At 68.0% G+C, this 19,369-nt stretch carries 17 protein-coding genes and 1 pseudogene; 10 read left to right on the top strand and 8 right to left on the bottom strand.

The features are described 5' to 3' along the window. The first annotated feature begins 77 nt into the window (after positions 1 to 77). A complete protein-coding gene (locus OD750_RS26155; RefSeq protein ID WP_263543040.1) occupies positions 78 to 569 on the top strand; it encodes an Lrp/AsnC family transcriptional regulator in 492 nt (163 codons plus the stop codon). Here OD750_RS26155 and OD750_RS26150 read toward each other — a convergent pair. The 4 genes from OD750_RS26150 to OD750_RS26135 all read right to left on the bottom strand — a co-directional run bounded on the left by OD750_RS26150 (position 554) and on the right by OD750_RS26135 (position 3,360). Then, positions 554 to 1,483 carry an alpha/beta hydrolase gene (locus OD750_RS26150; RefSeq protein ID WP_263543039.1) on the bottom strand — a complete coding sequence of 310 codons (930 nt, stop codon included), beginning with the start codon at positions 1,481 to 1,483 and terminating at the stop codon, positions 554 to 556. The two genes, OD750_RS26155 and OD750_RS26150, sit on opposite strands and share 16 nt — an antisense overlap. A 17-nt stretch (positions 1,484 to 1,500) precedes the next feature. After that, positions 1,501 to 2,121, bottom strand: coding sequence for a TetR/AcrR family transcriptional regulator (locus OD750_RS26145; RefSeq protein WP_263543038.1), 621 nt, complete (start codon positions 2,119 to 2,121; stop codon positions 1,501 to 1,503). Positions 2,122 to 2,152: 31 nt separating this feature from the next. Continuing rightward, positions 2,153 to 2,524 carry an MmcQ/YjbR family DNA-binding protein gene (locus OD750_RS26140; RefSeq protein ID WP_263543037.1) on the bottom strand — a complete coding sequence of 124 codons (372 nt, stop codon included), beginning with the start codon at positions 2,522 to 2,524 and terminating at the stop codon, positions 2,153 to 2,155. A 197-nt stretch (positions 2,525 to 2,721) separates the two neighbouring features. Further along, positions 2,722 to 3,360 carry an NAD(P)-dependent oxidoreductase gene (locus OD750_RS26135; protein WP_263543036.1) on the bottom strand — a complete coding sequence of 213 codons (639 nt, stop codon included), beginning with the start codon at positions 3,358 to 3,360 and terminating at the stop codon, positions 2,722 to 2,724. Between the two features lie 105 nt (positions 3,361 to 3,465). Here OD750_RS26135 and OD750_RS26130 point away from each other — a divergent pair, with 105 nt between their 5' ends. Continuing rightward, the gene (locus tag OD750_RS26130; RefSeq protein ID WP_263543035.1) at positions 3,466 to 4,377 is read left to right on the top strand and encodes a LysR family transcriptional regulator; all 912 of its coding nucleotides are present in this window, start codon (positions 3,466 to 3,468) and stop codon (positions 4,375 to 4,377) included. Beyond that, positions 4,374 to 4,856, top strand: a complete 483-nt coding sequence (locus OD750_RS26125) for a DUF2127 domain-containing protein (RefSeq protein ID WP_263543034.1) — start codon at positions 4,374 to 4,376, stop codon at positions 4,854 to 4,856. Before OD750_RS26130 ends, OD750_RS26125 begins: the two co-directional genes overlap by 4 nt. Here OD750_RS26125 and OD750_RS26120 read toward each other — a convergent pair. Continuing rightward, positions 4,847 to 5,776: a LysR substrate-binding domain-containing protein gene (locus tag OD750_RS26120; protein ID WP_263543033.1), complete on the bottom strand. Its 930-nt coding sequence runs from the start codon at positions 5,774 to 5,776 to the stop codon at positions 4,847 to 4,849. The genes OD750_RS26125 and OD750_RS26120 overlap by 10 nt on opposite strands. Before the next feature lie 128 nt (positions 5,777 to 5,904). Between OD750_RS26120 and OD750_RS26115 the strand changes: the two genes are divergently transcribed. Further along, entirely contained in the window at positions 5,905 to 6,510 is a 606-nt protein-coding gene (locus tag OD750_RS26115; RefSeq protein ID WP_263543032.1) for an FMN-dependent NADH-azoreductase, read from the top strand. 74 nt (positions 6,511 to 6,584) lie between these two features. On the opposite strand, the gene OD750_RS26110 is transcribed toward OD750_RS26115, so the two are convergent. Beyond that, positions 6,585 to 7,127, bottom strand: coding sequence for a hypothetical protein (locus tag OD750_RS26110; RefSeq protein ID WP_263543031.1), 543 nt, complete (start codon positions 7,125 to 7,127; stop codon positions 6,585 to 6,587). A 527-nt stretch (positions 7,128 to 7,654) separates the two neighbouring features. Beyond that, entirely contained in the window at positions 7,655 to 8,077 is a 423-nt protein-coding gene (locus tag OD750_RS26105) for a hypothetical protein (protein WP_263543030.1), read from the bottom strand. A gap of 375 nt (positions 8,078 to 8,452) precedes the next feature. Between OD750_RS26105 and OD750_RS26100 the strand changes: the two genes are divergently transcribed. From OD750_RS26100 to OD750_RS26080, 4 genes and pseudogenes are all read left to right on the top strand, one after another. After that, positions 8,453 to 10,999, top strand: coding sequence for a TonB-dependent siderophore receptor (locus tag OD750_RS26100; protein ID WP_263543029.1), 2,547 nt, complete (start codon positions 8,453 to 8,455; stop codon positions 10,997 to 10,999). Beyond that, positions 10,999 to 11,154 (top strand): phosphatidylinositol-specific phospholipase C1-like protein, encoded by a 156-nt coding sequence (locus tag OD750_RS26095; protein ID WP_263543028.1) that lies wholly within the window; start codon positions 10,999 to 11,001, stop codon positions 11,152 to 11,154. The genes OD750_RS26100 and OD750_RS26095 overlap by 1 nt, the downstream gene beginning before the upstream one ends. Continuing rightward, positions 11,130 to 11,881: pseudogene (locus OD750_RS27560) on the top strand (Ca2+-dependent phosphoinositide-specific phospholipase C). Before OD750_RS26095 ends, OD750_RS27560 begins: the two are co-directional and overlap by 25 nt. After that, positions 11,878 to 13,365, top strand: coding sequence for a CehA/McbA family metallohydrolase (locus OD750_RS26080; protein ID WP_263543025.1), 1,488 nt, complete (start codon positions 11,878 to 11,880; stop codon positions 13,363 to 13,365). The pseudogene OD750_RS27560 and the gene OD750_RS26080 overlap by 4 nt, the downstream one beginning before the upstream one ends. A 6-nt stretch (positions 13,366 to 13,371) precedes the next feature. Here the strand turns inward: OD750_RS26080 and OD750_RS26075 are convergent, their stop codons facing one another. Further along, positions 13,372 to 13,995, bottom strand: a complete 624-nt coding sequence (locus tag OD750_RS26075; protein ID WP_263543024.1) for a hypothetical protein — start codon at positions 13,993 to 13,995, stop codon at positions 13,372 to 13,374. A gap of 402 nt (positions 13,996 to 14,397) precedes the next feature. On the opposite strand from OD750_RS26075, the gene OD750_RS26070 reads away from it, so the two are divergent. Both OD750_RS26070 and OD750_RS26065 read left to right on the top strand, forming a co-directional pair. Continuing rightward, complete coding sequence (locus tag OD750_RS26070; RefSeq protein ID WP_263543023.1) at positions 14,398 to 15,876, top strand: hypothetical protein; 1,479 nt, start codon at positions 14,398 to 14,400, stop codon at positions 15,874 to 15,876. Between the two features lie 618 nt (positions 15,877 to 16,494). After that, positions 16,495 to 19,359 (top strand): TonB-dependent receptor plug domain-containing protein, encoded by a 2,865-nt coding sequence (locus OD750_RS26065; RefSeq protein WP_263543022.1) that lies wholly within the window; start codon positions 16,495 to 16,497, stop codon positions 19,357 to 19,359. Positions 19,360 to 19,369: the final 10 nt, after the last annotated feature.

Genomic DNA, 19,369 nt, shown 5'->3' with positions numbered 1-19,369 from the left:
TAAACTACGCGAGTCGCCGCGCCTTTTCGCCGACATTTTCGACGCCCGCACGCCGCAATCCTGCACGGACCGCTCCGATGAAGCCGCTCGACCGCACCGACGCCCGCCTGCTCAATCTTCTGCAGCACGACAACCGCGCCAGCTCCGAGGTGCTCGCGCAGGCCGTGAACCTGTCGCCGACCGCGGTGCAGCGTCGCGTCAGGCGTCTGCGCGCCGACGGCGTGATCGAGGCGGACGTTGCCGTCGTCGCCCCCGCGCGCGTCGGCCGCGGCCTTACGATGCTCGTACTCGTGACGATGGACCGCGAGAACGGGCAGATCGTCGATGCGATCAAGCGCGCGATCCGCGCCGCGCCGGAAGTGCTCAACGGCTGGTTCGTCACCGGCGACGCCGACTTCGTGCTCAACGTCGCCGTGAAGGACATGGCCGACTACGAACGCTTCCAGCGCGAATTCCTGTACGCGAACGCGCACGTGCGCGACCTGCGCACGCTCGTCGTGATCGATCGCGTCAAGACCGGCGGCGCGCTCGCACTCGACGAGAGCGACTTCGCTCAGGCGCAGCCGTAAGGCAGGTTCGGCGACGACACCACGCGATCGCCGACCGTCTCGCCGTCCAAAAAGCGCAGCGCGGCGTCGATCGTCGACGCGTCGTGCGCGATGCGGTTGTGACCCAGGCCCGTCGTCGTGATCAGCCGCGACTCGGGCCAGTAGCGCGCGTAGCGCTCGCCTTCGGCCCACGGCACGTCCGCGTCGTCGAGGTCGTGCACGATCAGCGCCGGCCGCGCGATGAACGGCGCGTTCAAGTGCACCTGCTGGCTGTCGATGCTAATCGCGGTCTCTTCTTCGAGCACGCGGCAGAACCGCTTGCGCAGGTCTTCGGCGATGCCGACGACGCGTGCGAAGCGCCGCGTCGCGTCGATCGGGTCGGCGGCCGGTGCGATCAGCACGACGCGCCGCGCGTCGAGCCCGCGCGCGAGCGCGAGCGCCGACGCCGCGCCGCCGAGCGAATGGCCGATCAGCGCGGCGGCCGGTCCGAAGTGCTGCGCGACGGCCATCAGGTGCCGCGTGAAATCGGGCAAGGTCGCACGCGCGCCGCTGCTGCGGCCGTGGCCCGGCTGGTCGAACGCGACCACCGCATAGCCGGCGCGGCGCAGCGGCTCCACCCACGGCGCGAAGCGCGTGCCGAAGCTCGACCAGCCGTGCGCGAAAAGCACATAGGGCTGCGTCGCCGGATCGCCCCACGCATACGTCGCGATGCGCGTGTCGTCGACCGTGATCTCGCCGACCGTCGCGCCGGCGAGCGGCGCGGCCAGCGCGCGCGAACGCGACGACGAGAACGGCGTGCAGAACAGGCGCGCGCCGCGGCGCGCGGCCGACTCCGGCGCGAACGCGCCTTCGATCGCGAAGCTGACGCGCAGCCAGGCGAGCATGAGGCTTTTTAGAACGGTCGTGCTAATTTTGGGTGCAGTGATCGCGGACATGATCGAACTCCCGGAGTTCAAGGCGAATACGAGGCAACGAGGCGTTCGTACGCGCGTTCGGCACGCGCCAGCGCCGTGTCGTAGCCGAAGAGGCCGGCGTCGTGGTGCAGCACCATCAGGACGCCGTAGATCTCGAACGCGAATTGCTCGGGCTCGGTATCGGCGGCGAGTTCGCCGATCTCGACCGCGATGCGGATCGCGCGCGCCAGCTCCGAACGCCAGCGCGCCTGATACTGCACCACCCGCTCGCGCAGCGGACCGGGGCGGCCGTCGAATTCGCCGACGGCGGCGAGCAGCACGCAATGGCCTTGCGTGTAGCGCGCCCACTCGCACCAGTTCGCCATGATCACGCGCAAACGCGGCAAGCCGCGCCGCGCCTTGAGCGCCGGCGTCATCACGAACCCGACGAAGCGTTCGCACGCCGATTCGAGCACGGCGAACTGCAGGTCCTCGCGCGACCCGAAATGCGCGAACACGCCGCTTTTGGACATGCCGACCGCCTGCGCGACCGTGCCGATCGACAGGCCTTCGAGGCCGTCCTGGCGCGCCATGTCGTAGGCGGCGCCGACGATCAGGTCGCGCGTGGCTTCGCCCTTGGTCTGGGGCGCGCCTCGAGTGCTGGCTAGGGCGAGTGGCATGGCGCATAAATAGTACGGTCGTTCTTTTTTGTCAAGTCATGCCGTTCGCATCGAGCGCCCGGGCGCGCCTGGCCTTGGTCAACGACGCCAGCGCATGCCGATACGACCAATCGATCAGCTCGCGCAGATAGGCAGCGTCCATCGCTGCGACGTCGACGATCGTGACCCAGCGAAAGCGGCCCATGAAGCGCGCGGGCTTCACGCCGGGCATGTCGGTGAGTTCAAGGAAGCGATCCGGCGTCACCTTGACGCTGAAGCGCCAGCGCTCGGGCTCGCTCGTCTTGAAATAGGCGAACCGCTTGTCGCCGACGCTGTAGACGAGCACGTTCCACGGCTCGCCGGAGCGTTGCGACGTCGCGCCGGGTTTGGCCGCGCAGCAGCGTTTGACGGCGGCGACGTTCATGGCGCACCCGTCGCGCGCCATGCGCTTTCGCGCTGCCGAACGCGTATACATGAAGATTCTTGCTCAAACGCAAGTTGTAAAAATGCCGAAGCCATCGATCGATTCCCGCAGCCGGCGCCGTTCGCGGCGCCGGCTGCGATTGTCGCCGATCGGTCTTCGCATGCGCCCGCCCCGCGCTTCGGGCGGGCGCGTCGCGGTCAGTATCCGACCGTGAAGCGTTCGCGCGAATGCGCCGGCTTTTCCAGCTCGTCGATCATCGCGACCGCGTAGTCCTCGACCGAGATGCGGCTGTCGCCGTTCGCGTCGACGATGAGATCGTCCTTGCCGAGCCGGAACTTGCCCGTGCGCTCACCCGGCACGAGATAAGCCGACGGACTGAGCAGTGCCCAGTCGAGCGCGTTCTCGGCGCGCAGGAGATCGAGCGCCGCCCGCGCGCCTTCGGCCGAGCCCTTCCACTGCGGCGGAAATTCGGGCGTGTCGACCAGCTGCACGCCCGGCGCGACGTAGAGGCTGCCGGCGCCGCCGACCACGAGCAGCCGCGGCACGCGCGCCTGCCGCGCCGCGGCGACGATCGAGCGCATGCCGCGCACGTAGTAGTCGTACACGTCGGGTTGCGCGTGGCCGCTGAACGCGCTGACGACGGCGTCGACGCCGGTCAGCTGCGCCGACAGCGCCGCGGTGTCCTGTACGTCGGTCTTGCGTGCATCCAGACCGGCCGCGGGCGTGAGTTTCTGCGGCTGCGACACGAGCGCGCGCACCGTGTGGCCTCGCCGCAGCGCCTCGGCGAGGAGCGCCGAGCCGACGAAGCCGCTGGCGCCGATCAATGCGATGTTCATGGGTTTCTCCAAAGGTTGACGCAACGCATCATGCGCGTGGCCATTGATTCGATAAACGCGCCGAATCAGAATTCACTGTCATCGAAAACCGGACAATCGCCCGCGATGAACGTTGCCGGAAAAATCGACCTCAACGCACTGCCGATCTTCGCCGCCGTCGCCGACTGCGCGAGCTTCACGCTCGCGGCCGAACGGCTCGGCGTCGCCAAGACGAAAGTGAGTCTCGAGATCGGCCGCCTCGAAGAGCGGCTCGGCCGGCGTCTGTTCAACCGCACGACGCGACGTGTCGCGCTGACCGACGCCGGTCGCGCGCTGTACGCGGACTGCGTGCCGCTGGTGCAGCGCATCGAATCGGCGCTGACGCGGCTCGGCGACGACGCCGCGCCGCTCGCCGGCAAGCTGCGCATCAGCGCGACGGTCGACCAGGCCGCGCAGTCGCTCGCCGGCGCGGTCGCGCAGTTCGGCGAGCGGCATCCGGCCGTGCAGATCGAACTCTTGACGAACGATCGCGTGGTCGATCTCGTCAAGGACGGCATCGACCTTGCGTTCCGCATCGGCTGGCTGCGCGATTCGTCCCAGCGCGCGATCAAGCTCGGGGCGTTCCGCCAGTACGTGGTCGCGTCGCCCGCGTATCTCGCGCGCGCCGGCCGCCCCGCGCGGCCCGAGGATCTCGCCGGACACGCGTGGGTCGCGCTGAACCTGTTGCCGAAACCGCTGACGTGGACGTTCGCCGACGCGCGCGGCACGACGCGCACCGTACGCATGCAGGCGCGGCTGCGCGCCGACTCGGCGTCGACCTTGCGCGCGCTCGTCGAAAACGACGCCGGATTTACAGCGCTCGACGAGTTCAGCGCGGCCGAGCCGCTGCGCGCCGGCCGGCTCGTGCGCGTGCTCGCCAACTGGTCGCTGCCGGTCGGCGGCGTCTACGCCGTCAGCCCGCCGGGCAGCCATCGGCCCGCCGTCGTGCGCGCGTTCGTCGACTTCTATCGCGCCGTGCTCGAGCGCCGCGCCGAATGAACCCGACGCCGACGCCGACACCGTATCGCGGTCGCGGCACGCCGCTCGCGTGGATCGCGGGCTTCAAGCTCGTCAAGGCGTCCGTGCTCGTCGCGTTCGCGTTCGCCGCGCACACGCTGACGCACGCCGAAGCGCAGCAGCATTTCGTCTACTGGCTCGGCCACAACGCGATGTCGCCGCATGCGCACCTGCTACAGCGGCTGGCCGAATGGCTCGACGGCGCGAGCCCGCACCGCATCGACCTTGCCGCCGGCGCGGCGCTCGTCTACGCGACGATCTACGCGATCGAGGGCTGGGGCCTGTGGCGCCGCAGGCCCTGGGCGATCTGGATGACGCTCGTCGCGACCAGCCTCTTCGTGCCGTTCGAGGCGTGGGCGCTCGCGTCGCATCCGACGCCGGTCAGCGCCGGCGCGCTAGCCGTCAACCTCGCGATCCTCGCGTATCTCGCCGTCGCGCTGCGCAGGCATCGCTATTCCTGAGCGACGACGACGCGCCGCGCGGCCACGAGCGGCGGAACGCGTTCGACGAAGAAATCGACGAGTGCGCGCACCGACGGCAGCAGACCGCGGCGCGACGGATACACAATGTGGAAAATGCCCTCCGGCCGGCGCCAGCGCGGCAGCACGATCTCCAGTTCGCCGCGCACGATCGCTTCGGCGCAATAGCCTTCGGGCAGATCGGCGACGCCCTGACCGTCGATCGCCGCGCGCAGCAGCACCGCGAATTCGCCGCAGCGCAGGCGCGGCGCGTGTTCGATGCGCACTTGCTCGCCGGCGTCGTCGAGCGCGATCCAGTGTTGTACCGCGTCCTGTTCGAACATCGACAGCGTCGCGTGCCCGGCGAGTTCGGCCGGTGTCCGCGGCCGACCGTGCGCATCGAGATACGCCGGGCTCGCGACGAAGAACGAACGGCTCAGGCCGAGCGGCCGCACGACGAGTTCGGCGTCGGTGTCGATGCGCGTACGCACGCGCAAGGCGATATCGACGCCCTCGCCGATCACGTCTACGCGGCGGTTGTGCGCCAGCAGCTGCACCTGCACGAGCGGGTGCGCGGCGAGAAACAGCGGCAGGAGCGGCGCGAGCAGCGTCTGCGCCGGTTCGACCGCGCAGCTCACGCGCACGAGACCGCGCGGTTCGACGCGTTCGCTTGCGACGACCTCCTCGGCCGCCTGCGCCTCGGTCAGCATCGCGCGGCAGTGCTGCGCGAAGCGCTGGCCGATCTCGGTCACCGCGAAACGCCGCGTCGAACGCTGCAGCAGGCGTACGCCGAGCTGATCTTCGAGCAGCGCGATACGGCGGCTCAGGCGCGACTTGGGAATGCCGAGCGCGCGGCCGGCAGCGGCGAATCCGCCGTGGTCGATCACGGCGACGAAGAAAGCCAGATCGTTCAGGTCGCGCATCGTGATTCCGCCCTTCATCGTTCTATGAATAGGACAATTCGTCCGAATTTTGCCGACTACCGGCCGATTGGTGCGTGAGAGAGCATATCTCCAACGACGGCGCTGTTGCCGCCCGACTGGAGACTTCCATGAAACTGCTGCACATCGATTCGAGCGCCCTGGGTCAGTACTCGGTGACCCGCGAACTGACCGCGGCGGCGGTCGCGCAGTACGTAGAGCGCGAGCCGGGCGTCGAAGTGGCGTATCGCGACCTCGCCGCCGACCCCTTGCCGCACTGGACGCCGATCGGCGGCGACCCGGCCGCGCTCTCGCCGGAATTGCGAGCGCAGGCAGACGCTAACGAGGCGATCATGCAGGAGTTTCTCGCCGCCGACGTGCTGGTGATCGGTGCGCCGATGTACAACTTCGGTATCCCGAGCACGTTGAAGGCGTGGATCGACCGGGTGGCCGTGTCGGGCCGTACGTTCCGCTATACGGCGAACGGGCCCGAAGGTCTGGCGGGCAAGAAGAAGGTGCTGATCGCGTCGGCGCGCGGCGGTTTCTATGCCGGCACGGCGAATGCGGCAGCCGACTTCCAGGAAGCGTATCTGCGCCAGGCGCTGGGCTTCCTCGGCCTGACCGACGTCGAGTTCGTCCGCGCCGAAGGCATCGGCATGGGTCCGGAACAACGCGCGGCGTCGCTGGCCGCGGCGCATACGACGCTCAAGGCGCAGCCGTTGTCGCTGGCGGCGTAAGTTCGGCAGGGTTCGGCGACCGCCCCGGGGCAAACCGGGGCGATCGCCGGTGTTTGCCGATGCGAGCGGGCAATCTACTCCTGAGGTAGTTCCTCGATACGCAGTTCCCGATGGACGAACTTGTCGGCCTCCTCTCGAGAGGGAAAGCGAAGCTCGTAACACCGCCGCGCATCCGCGTCGAGATGGAAGAGATAGGCGCCGCGCCCCGGCACTTCGTCAATTTGAACGAACGCGGAAATATTCGGCACGTCGTAACGCCCGCCCGGATGCGCGGCCGGGTTTCTGCCGAGAACCCTGTAACGAATCGACGTCGCCGGAACGACGCGCTCGAACGCGTCGAACAACGCAAAGAACAGCGCGTTCTCGCTCTCCTTCGATGCGGCATTTCGTTCGATGATCTCGCAGAGCGTGCGCTGCGGCCCTTCGATCGCAAAATACGTCATCGCGAACTTGGCCAGATCGCGCATGTACGCAACATCCATGCCTTTCCTCGCCATGGCAAATCCCAGGATCACACCGTACAGCAGCCTGACACTGTCCTGCGCCCACATCTGATGGCGGCCGCGAAGTCGCCAGATCAGCTCGCGACAATCCATTTCTTCGTCGAACATGCCCATCGTGTTCTCACTTGCAGTTGGAATTCCGGACACCCGGAATTGTCGCGCGGCGGCCAACCGTCACAGCCCGCAAACGTTGACTGTCCTCACCTCGCTTAACGCTCTGCCGCTGGCACTGGACCGACCAGCTTGCGGTCCGCTTTCTGGACACCCTGAGTTCGGTCCGCTTTCTGGACACCCTGAGTTCCGGACACCCTGAGTTCCGGACACCCTGAGTTCCGGACACCCTGAATTCTGGACACCCTGAGTTCCGGACACCCTGAATTCTGGACACCCTGAGTTCCGGACACCTTGAGTTCTGGACACCCTGAGTTGTGAATTCTGGACACCCTGCCCTGAATTCTGGACACCCTGAATTCTGGCCGTTACCGACCGCCAATTTCGGCTGTCCTCATTCACGGTCCAAATCCTGGCTGTCCTCATTTCACAAACCTTGGCTGTCCCCATTTCACACGTGGCTGTCCACATTTCACAGCGTGAAGGACTACGTTGACGATGCCGATCCGCGCCCGGACTGAACGGCCCGTTCAACCCACGCGAAGCAACCCGACGCAATCCGTCCGAACGCATCCCAGCGCGGCAGCAAGCGCCCGCGCGCCGTCGAGCAGCGCCTTGCCGGCGTCGCGATCGTCGGTCGCCGAAAAATCGTTCGCGTAGGCTCGCAGTTCGATCTCGTCCAGCGGCGTCCGGACAATCCTCGCGGCCATTCTGGCGGCCTCGTCGGGCTCGAACACCGCGCAGTAGCCGTCGGCCGTCAGCAATTGCGCGAGCGGATGCCCGTCGACGCGTTCGAAGTCGAACCCGCACTCGTCGCGCAGATATTCGACGAGAACCAGTACCGCATAGCCCGACCACCCGAAGTCCAGCACGTCGGGACCGAACCGATACTCCATCGCCCAGAACGCGGCTTTCGCGGCCTCACGGCTGTGCGGCACGCTCGCCAGCGACACGACGTGCGCGACGACCGCATCGGGTACGCATCTGAACGTTGCGATCTGCGACATCGAATGAAGACCTGTTGAGCCGACGACAGCGGCGGCCGGCGCATCGTATGCGCGCGCGAACCGCCTCGCGGCGACCGTTCCGCACAGGCCGCGATACGTCGCGTGCGAATCGGCGAGGCAGCGCGGCGTCCGAGCGTTCGATCGCATTGCAATCCGATGTCTGATCTTCCGACGCCGTTCGCTTTTCGTCGCGTGGCGAGCCGTTGCAATCCCGCACGCATCGTTTCGTGACGCGCGAGACACCGCTGTCACGTCGACGCCCCGCCGCTGTCATTGAATCGATCCAAGCTCCGCGGCTTTCCCACGCCAGCCCGGAACCCCATGCAAGCCCGTTCGATCACACTCGCCATCCGTTTGGCGCTCACCGCCGGCGCCTGCGCCTTCGGCACGTCGGCGTTCGCCGCCGAGACGGCCGTCACCGCCGACGCGACCACGGCCGCCGACGCCGCCGATCCCGCCGCGCGCCGCGGCACCGCGGACGATCCGTCCGTGCTCGCCGGCGTCGTCGTCACCGCGCGTGCCGGTGTCGATACGCGCACCAAACAGGAAACGAGTTACTCGATCACCACGATCGACGAGGACCGCCTGCGCCTGCAGGCACCGACCAGCGTCACCGAATCGCTCAAGTCGGTGCCCGGCTTCTGGGTCGAAGCGTCGGGCGGCGAAGCGAGCGGCAACGTGCGTGCGCGCGGCATTCCGGTCGACGGCTTCGGCTCGATCACGCTGCTCGACGACGGCATGCCGGTGCAGCACGACCCGGCCCTCGGCTATCTCAACGGCGACCAGGCGTTCCGCCTCGACGAATCGGTCGAGCGCATCGAAGTCGTCCGCGGCGGTCCGTCGTCGATCTTCTATTCGAACGCACCGGCCGGCGCGGTCAACTACATTCCGCGCGTCGCCGGCGACGCGCCGGAAGGTCTCTTCAAGTACACGGTCGGCGACTACGGCCTCAACCGCGCCGACTTCTGGTACGGCACGCCGCTCGGCGACGGCGCGTGGAAGCTGTCGGTCGGCGGCTACTGGCGCGAGTCCGACGGCGTGCGCGATCCCGGCTTCAAGGCCGACGACGGCGGCCAGGTCGACATGCGCGTGTCGCGCGCGTTCGACAACGGCAGCTTCTCGTTCGACGTCAAGCGCCTCGACGACACCGTCGCGCTGTACCTCGGCATTCCGATGCGCACCTACCCCGACGGCAAGATCCGCGCCGTGCCGGGCTTCGACGGCAACTACGGCACGCTCGCCGGCCCGGAAACCGAGCGCGTGAACATGATCACCGGCGACGGCCGCGGCTATTTCTTCGACAACGGCGAAGGCACGCACGTCGATCGCACGCAGGCGACCGCGAAGTTCGAGTACGCGTTCGACGGCGACTGGAAATTCACGAATACCTTTCGCCACAACGATACCGAAACGCAGCGCAACGGCATGTTTCCGAACACGCTGCTATCGGCGCAGGCGTTCATCAACCAGAACGCCTCGCAGCTGCCGAACTACGCGGGAGCGACGGCGCTGCAGCTGCGCTACGCCAACGGCGGCGCCGTGTACGACGCGGCGAACGGCAACGGCAACGGGCTGCTCGTCGTCGGCGGCCTGCGCGGCGTGACGGTGCCCGTCACCGAACTCATGAACGACGCGCACGTCTCGCACAAGTTCGACCTCGGCGCCCAGACGCACGACGTGACGTTCGGGTGGTACTACGCGAAAGTCGACCAGGATTTCGACCGCTATTCGTCGAGCGTGCTGCTCGACGTGCGCGACAACGCGCGCCTGCTCGACCTCGTCGCCGTCGACGCGGCCGGCAACGTCGTCGCCTCGCTGTCGGACAAGGGCGTCTGGCGCTACGGCTACGAGTGGGAAAACGCGAGCGGCACGTCGACGACGCACGCCGCGTACGTGTCCGACGAATGGCAGATCACCGACGCGTTCCGCCTCGATCTCGGCGCGCGCTGGGAAAAAGTCAACGCGCAGGGCTGGGTCGAAAAGCGCAAGCAGGTGAATCTCGGTTCGCTCGCCACGTCGCAGATCTGGACCGGCGCCGGCCAGTACGCGTTCTACGACAACGACTTCGACAAGATCGGCTGGACCGTCGGCGGCAACTGGCAGTTCACGCCGGAAACCGGCGTGTTCGCGCGCTACACGTCCACGTTCCGCCTGCCGAATCTCGGCTCGTACATCACCAACGCCGCGGCGAAGCCGATCGTGCAGACGATGGACCTCGCCGAAGCCGGCTACAAGTATTCGACGCGAGAAGTGGACTTGTTCGCCACCGCGTTCTACACGAAGTACGACAACGTCGGCTTCTCGAACTACGTGTTCGACCCGAACAACGGCTCGTCGACCGTGCAGCAGGGCTACGCCGACACGAAGACGATCGGCCTGGAACTCGAAGCCGCGTACTACCCAACCGAATGGTTCGACGTCTCCGCCACGGCGACGCTGCAGGATCCGCAGTACAAGGGCCTGCGCTACACCGAGATCGTCAACGGCGCGCCGGTGCTGCGCGACTTCGTCGGCAACCAGCTGATCCGCGTGCCGAAGACGAGCTTCCGCATCGTGCCGGGCGTGAACCTGCTCGACAACACGTTGCGCCTGCAGGCCTCGTACGAACACGAGGGCGAGCGCTACGTCGACACCGCCAACTCCGTGCGTCTGCCGAAGTACCGCACGGTGAACCTGTCGGCGCGCTACGCGCTTGACGACAGCTGGACGCTGTTCGCGTACGCCGACAACGTCAACAACTCGCTCGGCCTGACCGAAGGCAATCCGCGCGCGGGCGAATTGTCGAGCGGCGACGCCGGCGCGAACACGTTCCTCGCGCGTCCGCTGCTCGGCCGCTCGTACCGCTTCGCCGTGATGTACCGCTTCTGATGCCGCGCGCGGCATCGATCCTCGTCGCGCTGCTGCCGGTCGGCAGCGCGACGGCCGGCGGCTCCGCCCGGCTCAACGACATCCAGACGCTCGGCACGCGCAACAGCTACAAGCTGCCGATGCCGAGGCGATGCGCAAGCCCGGCCTCACGGTGATGCATCTGGCCGACATCGATTTTCGCAGCAGCTGCGTCACGTTCGTCGCGTGCCGGTCGATCGTGCGGCGCTGGTCCGATGCGCATCCGCGCCACGCGCCGATCCTCGTCACGATCAACGCGAAGGACGGCGCGCTCGGCGCCGGCTCGCCGCAGCCGCTGCCGTTCGATGCGACGTCCTTCGACCGTGTCGACGCTGAAATCCGATCGGTATTTTCTCCGTCGAAACTGATTGAGCCCGACGACGTGCAGGGCACGCACGCGACGCTGCGCGACGCGGTTCGCGCGAACGCGTGGCCGACGCTCGACGCGGCGCGCGGCAACGTGTTCTTCGCGCTGGACGAATCGCCCGCGAAGGTCGCGATCCATCGCGGCGAGCGGCGCTCGCTCGAAGACCGCGCGATGTTCATCAACGCCGACGAGCGTCGCCGGCCGCGGCGTATCTCACGTTGAACGATCCGGTGGCCGACGCCGAACGCATCGCGCGCGCGGTCGACGCCGGCTTCGTCGTACGCACGCGCGCCGACGCCGACACGCGCGAGGCGCGCCGCAACGACACCGCCCGGCGCGACGCCGCGTTCGCGAGCGGCGCGCAATACGTCTCCACCGACTACTTCGAACCCGACGCGCGCCGGAGCGACTATCGCGTGCGCCTCCCCGACGGCGCCGCCGCGCGCTGCAATCCGCGCCGCGCGGCGCATTGCCACGGAACGCCGATCGAACCATGAAAACGCTGTCGTTCGCCCTGCTCCTCGCCGCCGCGTTCGCCGCGTCGGCGGCCGAACCCGATCTCGTGCTCGAAGGCACGCTCGACGGCCGCGATCATCAGACGTATCGCGAAGTGCCGTTCGACGTGCCTTCCGACGTGGAACGCATCACCGTCGAGTTCAGCTACACCGGGCGCGACGAGAAGACGACGATCGATCTGGGCCTGCTCGACGCCGAGCCTGCGCAAGGATTTCGCCGTTTCCGCGGCTGGAGCGGCGGCAACAAGTCGACGTTCACGGTCGCCGCGAGCGACGCGACGCCGTCGTTCCGCGCAGGTCCCCTCCGGCCCGGACGCTGGGCGCTCCTGCTCGGCGTGCCGAACATCCGCAAGACGTCGCACGCGTCGTTCGTCGCCAAAATCCGCTTCGATAAAACCGGCGCCGCCGACGCGCTACCCGATGCGCTGCGCGTCGTCGCGAACGCGCGGCCCGGCTGGTATCGCGGCGACCTGCACATGCACACCGCGCACAGCGACGGCGGCTGCGCGACCCGCGGCGGCGCGAAGGCGCCGTGCCCCGCGTTTCTCACCGCGAGCGCGGCGGCCGAGCGCGGCCTGGATTTCATTGCCGTGAGCGATCACAACACGACGTCGCACTTCGCGGCCCTGCGCGAACTGCAGCCTTACTTCGACCGCACGCTGCTGATGCCCGCGCGCGAGATCACGACGTTTCAGGGCCACGCGAACGTGTTCGGCACGACGGCGCCGATCGACTTTCGCGTCGGCAGCGCGACCGTGCCCGACTGGGACGCGCTGCTGCGCGACGTGGCGGCGAAACACGGCCTCGTCTCGATCAACCATCCGGTGCGGCCCTCCAACGAACTGTGCATGGGCTGCGGCTGGACGCCGACGCCGGCCGCCGACCTCGCTCGCGTGCAGATGGTCGAAGTCGTCAACGGCAACGACGCCGACACGCCGCTGTCGGGCGTGCCGTTCTGGGAAGGGTTGCTCGATCGCGGCCTGCGCGTGATCGCGGTCGGCGGCAGCGACAATCACGACGCCGGCGCGGCGACGCGCCTGGGCTCCGGCGCGGTCGGCACGCCGACGACGGTCGTCTACGCGAAAGAGCTGTCGGAAACCGCGATCCTCGCCGCCCTGCGCGCGGGCCATGCGTTCGTCGACGTGGCGGGCTCGCGCGACCGCCGGCTCGAATTCTCGGCAGCGAGCGGCGATGCGACCGCGACGATGGGCGATACGCTGAAAGTGCCGGCGAACGCGGCGGCGACGTTCACAGTGCGCGTGCGCGGCGCGGCCGGCGCGCGCGTGGAGCTGATCGAAGATGGCCGCGCGGCGTCGATCGCCGGCGAACGCGGGATCGCGTCGAACGATCAGGCGCTCGCGTTCGACTGGCCCGGCGACGGCCGGCGGCACTGGCGGCGCGCGAACGTGCGCGATGCGGGCGGCAGGCTGCTGTTGATCGGCAATCCGGTGTACGTCGAGCCGTAGCCGGCCCTACGCCACCAACCCATGCTCCCGCAGCGCCGCCATCTCGTCCCCCGCCACGAACGCGAAGATCTGCGGCTGATGCGGCCGTAGCGACTGCATCAGATACGTCACCTCGAAATCGATCGTGACGGACTTGCCGTCGCGCGGCCGCACGTATTCGCCGCGCCAGCCGACGCGTGCGATGTCGTGCAGGTCGTCGATGCGGCGCGCGTCCACCCCGCGCAGCGTCAGAACGGTGGCGCCGACCCCGTCGTAGAACGCGTACGCCTTGCGCAGCTGCTCGCCGAACGTCGCGTCGTTGCAGCCGGCGGCGACACCCATCGGCGTCGCCGAGACGAAGTGCGCCGCGTACGCCGAGCGGATGCCGGTTTCGTCGACCTCGCCTTGCAGCGAACGGTTGTACGCCTCGGCGTACGCCTGGAAGAATTCCTCGAAACTGCCGTATTCGCGCGGCACCTTCGCCGGCACGAACGGCGAGATCGGATCGCTCGCCGGAAACGTTTCCGCGAGCGCCTCGTCGACGTTCTCGTCGGCGATCCGCTTGCGCGCCTTGCGGTCGTCCGGCGATTCCGCGGTGACGACGTGCTGCGCCCCGTCCGGATTCAGGTCTTTCGCATCATGGTGGTGCATGGATCGTTCCTTTCGTGTCCGTCGATATTCCTCCCCGGCATGTGCGATTGCAACATGGACGCCCGTGGCGGGCTCGACCGTGAACGGCCATGCCGTACGTCGCTTTTATTCCCTATTTTGTCCACATTGAGATAGAGATATCTCTATCTTATATGGTATTTTGACGAAATCGTCACGGTGCTCCGCGCCGCTCGCCAGATCGCACGAAACTTTAACATTTACGCTTTGTCGCATAAGCCAATCCGGTACTACGCCCGGATGTTCGCATTGTCGTCCGGGACACGTTGACTTCGTCGAGAGCGTCGACGCGCGTTGGCGCGCGCTTTCGCCAGGAACGACGCAGGGGGTCGTCGCACGCCCGCCGGGCGTGTGAAATCACGGAAGTATTCATGGAGAAGTGCAATGAAATCCCTGAGTTATGCACTATCGTTGAAACGCATTCTCGGCTTCGCCGCCGTCTCGGCGGCGGCGGCCCTCGCCGCGCCGCTCGCGCAGGCGCAGAATTTCGAGAGCTATTACGGCGAACGTCCCACGAGCGACGCCGGCCAGGACATCAAGTCGGTGAATTTCTGCCCGACCGGCGGCTCGATCCTCGTCGGCACGCGCCGCAACGGCAACGTCACCGAGGCGCAGGTCACGCGCGTGGACAACAACGGCGTCGCGCTGTGGCAGAACGCGTACCGCGTCGCCGGCAACGCGTTCACGACGGCCAACGCGGTCGTCGAGGTGTTCAACGCCGGCGGATTCGCGATCACCGGCGCGGTCGGCATCGGCGCGCAGTCGATCTACGTGCTGCGCATCCGCTGCGACGGCAGTCCGCTGTGGGCGACCGTGCTGCGCAACCAGTCGACGCTGAACCGCGCGACGGGCTGGGACATCATCGAATCGCGCAATCCGACGTCCCCGACCATCGCGCCGGAACTCGTCGTCGTCGGCGAGGAAGTGCTGCCCAACGCGATCGGCACGACGCACGGCCGCATTGCGCGCCTGAACGCCGCCGGCGGCCTGTTGTGGAGCCGGGCCTATATCCGCGCCGGCACGCTGCCGGGCCTGCGCTTCCGCGCCGTGACCGAAAATCTCAACCTGGCCGGCGCGAACACCGATCTCGTGATCGCCGGTTCCGCCGCCGCCGGCGCGAACTGGGCGAACGACCGCCGCGGCCTGATCTTCCGCACGACCGGCGCCGGCGCGCCCGTGTGCAACAACACGCTCGGCCGCGTCGATCCGGTCAACGAAGACTTCTACGGCATCACCGCGCTGCGTCAGCCGCAATTCAACGGCAACAACGTGCTCGTCGGCTCCACGAGCGTCAACGCCACCGGCGCGATCGGCGAACAGGTCTACATGGCGCGCTTCGCGACCGGCAACTGTCTGGCCCAGCGCCAGTCCGTGTGGCGCGATCCGCAGGACAATTCGGTCGCCTACGACGTCGTCGAAGAAATCCTCACGACGCTGCCGGTGGTCATCGGCGTGCGCGCGACCGGCACGATCAGCGGCGCGGTCACGGCCGGCGACGGCTTCCTGCTCGACGCCGATCCGGGCGCGCTCGGTCCGATCAACGCGCAGTTCCGCTACTCGACGCAGAGCGCGCGCCATGAAAACCTGCAGGCGATCGACAACAAGAAGGATCGTTTCGTGATGCTCGGCGCGACGCAGACCGACTGGGACGGCGTCGGCGATCCGCTCGACTTCTACATGGTGCAGACCGATCCGAACGGCAAGACGCAGTGCGTGCGCGACTGGCAGGTCGACTGGTCGCCGGTCGAGCAGCCGCAGGAACGCTTCGACCAGACGATCAAGGAAATGCCGGCATCGTCGGTCGACGTGCTCGTGACGCCGACCAAGGACGAAGGCTACTGCTGTCAGCTCGATCCGAACTGACACCATCCGTTCGCGTCGCATTGCGTTTCGCGACCGCGTTTCAACGCCCTCCGGTTCGCCGGAGGGCGTATCGTTGTCCCCGATCGTTGCCGGCGTCGAGGCGCAGGCTCGCTAGCATGGCCCTCCGGCAAGCCTGCAAGACCGCTCGACGCGATCGCCGCAATGACGCTTCCGACCGCAAGGCCCCGCGCCCTTTCCGCCGTCGCCGCCACGGCGATGTGTCGCTGTAAGCGCTGAGTCCGATCCGCCGATTCGGCGAACCCGCGCGTTCCGCGCCGCCGCACCGATCGCCCGCCTCCGGCCGCTTCGACGCGGCGCCGTGTGTACGCGACTCGATCTCACGCCGGGCTGTTAGGGCCTGTCGAACGCGACGCTGACGTTTGCGGTGCGGAACCTCGCGGCGCGCAATACCGCTTCTGACGCGGTGCGTCATGCCGGTCCGGCGCCGCCCGCGCCGGGCCGGTTTTCCACAGCTGGAGATTGGGTTTTCGCGACCGAACTCCCAAATGTTTCGTACGAAGGCTTTCCTAATGCAAGTTCCTTCAGCTAGAGTCGGCGCCTCGCGCCCCCGGCACGCCGGTGGCGCCGCAACGATTCCGTCTTGGGGAGGAAGGCATCGTGTCGAAGCTTCGCAGATCGTCGTATACTTTTTCCTTACTCGCGCTCGCCGCCGGCAACGCGCTCGCACAGGGCGCCGGGGACCCCGAAGAGCGCGGCACCGCGCTGCGCGAGATCAGCGTCATCGGCTCGCACATCCGCCGCGTCGACATGGAAACGCAGCATCCGGTGCTGGTGATCGAGCGCGAGGAAATGCTGCGCACGGGCCTCACCGCCATCGCCGACATCCTGCAGACGATCAACGCCGGCGGCCAGTCGCTCAACCGCAACGTCAACAACGGCGGCACCGGCGAGCAGCGCCTGAACCTGCGCAGCCTCGGCGATTCGCGCACGCTGATCCTCGTCGACGGACACCGCTTCGTGTCGGCGCTCGACGGCGGCGTCGATCTTTCGTCGATCCCGCTCGCGATCGTCGAGCGCGTCGAAGTGCTCAAGGACGGCGCGTCGGCGATCTACGGTTCGGACGCGATCGCCGGCGTCGTCAACATCGTGACGCGGCGCGACTATCGCGGCGGCGAAGCGAGCCTCTACTACGGCGAGAATTCGCACGGCGACGGCCGCCGGCGCGCGTACGACGCGACGTGGGGCGACACCGGCGACGGCTGGAGCGTCGCGGCCGGCGTGGGCTACAGCGACGACGATCCGATCTTCGCGCGCGACCGCGACATCTCGCGCGTGCCGTTCTATCGGTTGCCCGTCGAATACACCGGTTCGAGCATCACGACGAATCCGAACGTCATGCGCGAGTCGACGTTCTACAACGAACGCCTGCGGCGCGGCCGCGACGGCACGTCGCCGGACGACTTCCTGCGCGGCGCGCCGTTCGACCGCTACAACTACGCGCTGCGCAACTACCTGCAGACGCCGCAGGAGCGCCGCTCGATCTTCGCGCAGGGCCGCTACGAGATCACGCCGGATCTTGCGCTGTCGGCGAAGGTGTTCCGCAACGAGCGCCGCTCGGCGCAGCAGCTCGCCGAGCCGACCGTCAGCTTCTCGCCGTTCTCCGAAGGCCCCGACGGCGAGCTTTCGATCTCGCCCGACAACGTCTACAACCCGTTCGACGAGCCGGTGATCGGCGTCACGCGCCGCTTCGCCGAAGCCGGCCCGCGGCGATTCGAGCAGAAATCCGCGACCACGCGCGCGCACGTCGGCGTCGACGGGCTCGCGCGGATCGGCTCGCGCGAGTTCACCTGGGGCGTCGACTACACCGCGACGCGCACGACGCAGCGCGCGACCGGCACGCCGTATGCGGACAATTCCAAAATGGCGCTCGCGCTCGGCCCGTCGTTCTTCGACGCGTCGGGCGTCGCGCGCTGCGGCACGCCCGACGCGCCGATCGCCGGCTGCGTGCCGCTGAACCTGTTCGGCCCGCTGGGATCGCTCACGCCCGAGATGCTCGACTACGTCGTCGCCTCGGTGACCAACCGCAAGCGCTCCGAGTCGAAGGACTTCGCCGCGCACGCCGAAGGCGTCGCCTTCGATCTGCCGGCGGGCGGCCTCGGCGTCGCGATCGGCTACGAGCACCGCAAGGAAGACGGCTACGACCATCCCGACGAACTCATCGCGAGCGGCAACGCGAACGGCACGGGTTCGACGTACCGGCCGACCTCGGGCAGCTATTCCGTCGACGAGGCCTGGCTCGAGCTCAACGTGCCGCTGCTCGGGGACGCAGCGTTCGCGCGGCAGCTCGAAGTGTCGCTCGCGTCGCGCTATTCCGACTATTCGGCGTTCGGCGGCACGACCAATTCGCAGGCGGGCCTGCGCTGGAAGCCCGTCGACGACGTGCTCGTGCGCAGCAACATCGCGCAGGGATTTCGCGCGCCGAGCGTGCTCGATCTCTACGCCGGCGCGAGCACGCAGGTCGCCTTCGTCTACGATCCGTGCGCGGCCGAAAACGATCCGTCGTCGTCGACGCTCGCGCGCTGCGCCGCGCTCGGCGTGCCGGTCGACGTGGCGCAGCCCGAAGGCATCGCCAGCACCGTCGGCGGCAATCGCGAGCTGCAGCCCGAACGCGCGCTGTCGCGATCGCTCGGCCTCGTGTGGTCGCCGTCGTGGATCGACGGCCTGACCGCGAACGTCGACTGGTTCCGCGTGCAGATCCGCGACGCGATCAGCAGCCGGTCGGAACAGGCCGTGGTCGACGACTGCTACCAGCGCGGCGACACCGGCGCGTGCGCGCGCGTGCGCCGCAACCCCGACGGCACGATCGCGCACGTGCTCGCGACGCAGCAGAACGTGCCCGGGGGCCTCGAAACCGAAGGGTTCGACTTCGGCCTCAACTACCGCCTCGCCACGCGCGTCGGCGACTTCTCGGCGAGCTGGGACAACACGTACGTCAGCTACGCGGGCGAGCTGCACCAGCCGCGTCGCGGATCGCTCCTGCCCGACGGCTCGCCGGCGCAGGGCAACGTCGTCGGCGACTACAGCAATCCCAATGGCTTCTACGGCATCGTCTGGCGCATCCGCTCGACGCTGAACCTGCATTGGCAGCGCGACGCGTGGGACGCGACGATCGGCGCGCGGTATTTCTCGGCGACCGACGAGGCGTGCTCCGGCGGCGAGACCGCCGCCGCGCTCAGCGGCGACGATTCGTATCTCGACGTGTGCTCGAACCCGACGCGCATGGCCGACCTCGACGGCTCGGGCGTGCTGCAGCCGGCGCCGCAGAACCGCGTGCCGAGCGTGACGTACATCGACCTCGAAGCGGGCTGGGTCGCGCCGTGGAAAGGCCGCTTCGCGTTCGGCATGCGCAACGCGTTCGACCGCGATCCGCCGGTGTCGTACGCGGCGTTCGCGAACTCGTTCTTCTCCGACTACGAGGTGCCGGGGCGCTTCTGGTACGCGAGCTATCGGCAGGCGTTCTGAGGCGTCGTCG

Source organism: Tahibacter soli, from assembly GCF_025717065.2.
GTDB lineage: Bacteria > Pseudomonadota > Gammaproteobacteria > Xanthomonadales > Rhodanobacteraceae > Tahibacter > Tahibacter soli.
Note: the sequence above shows the minus strand (reverse complement) of the source record. Positions and strands in the feature narration are given on the sequence as shown.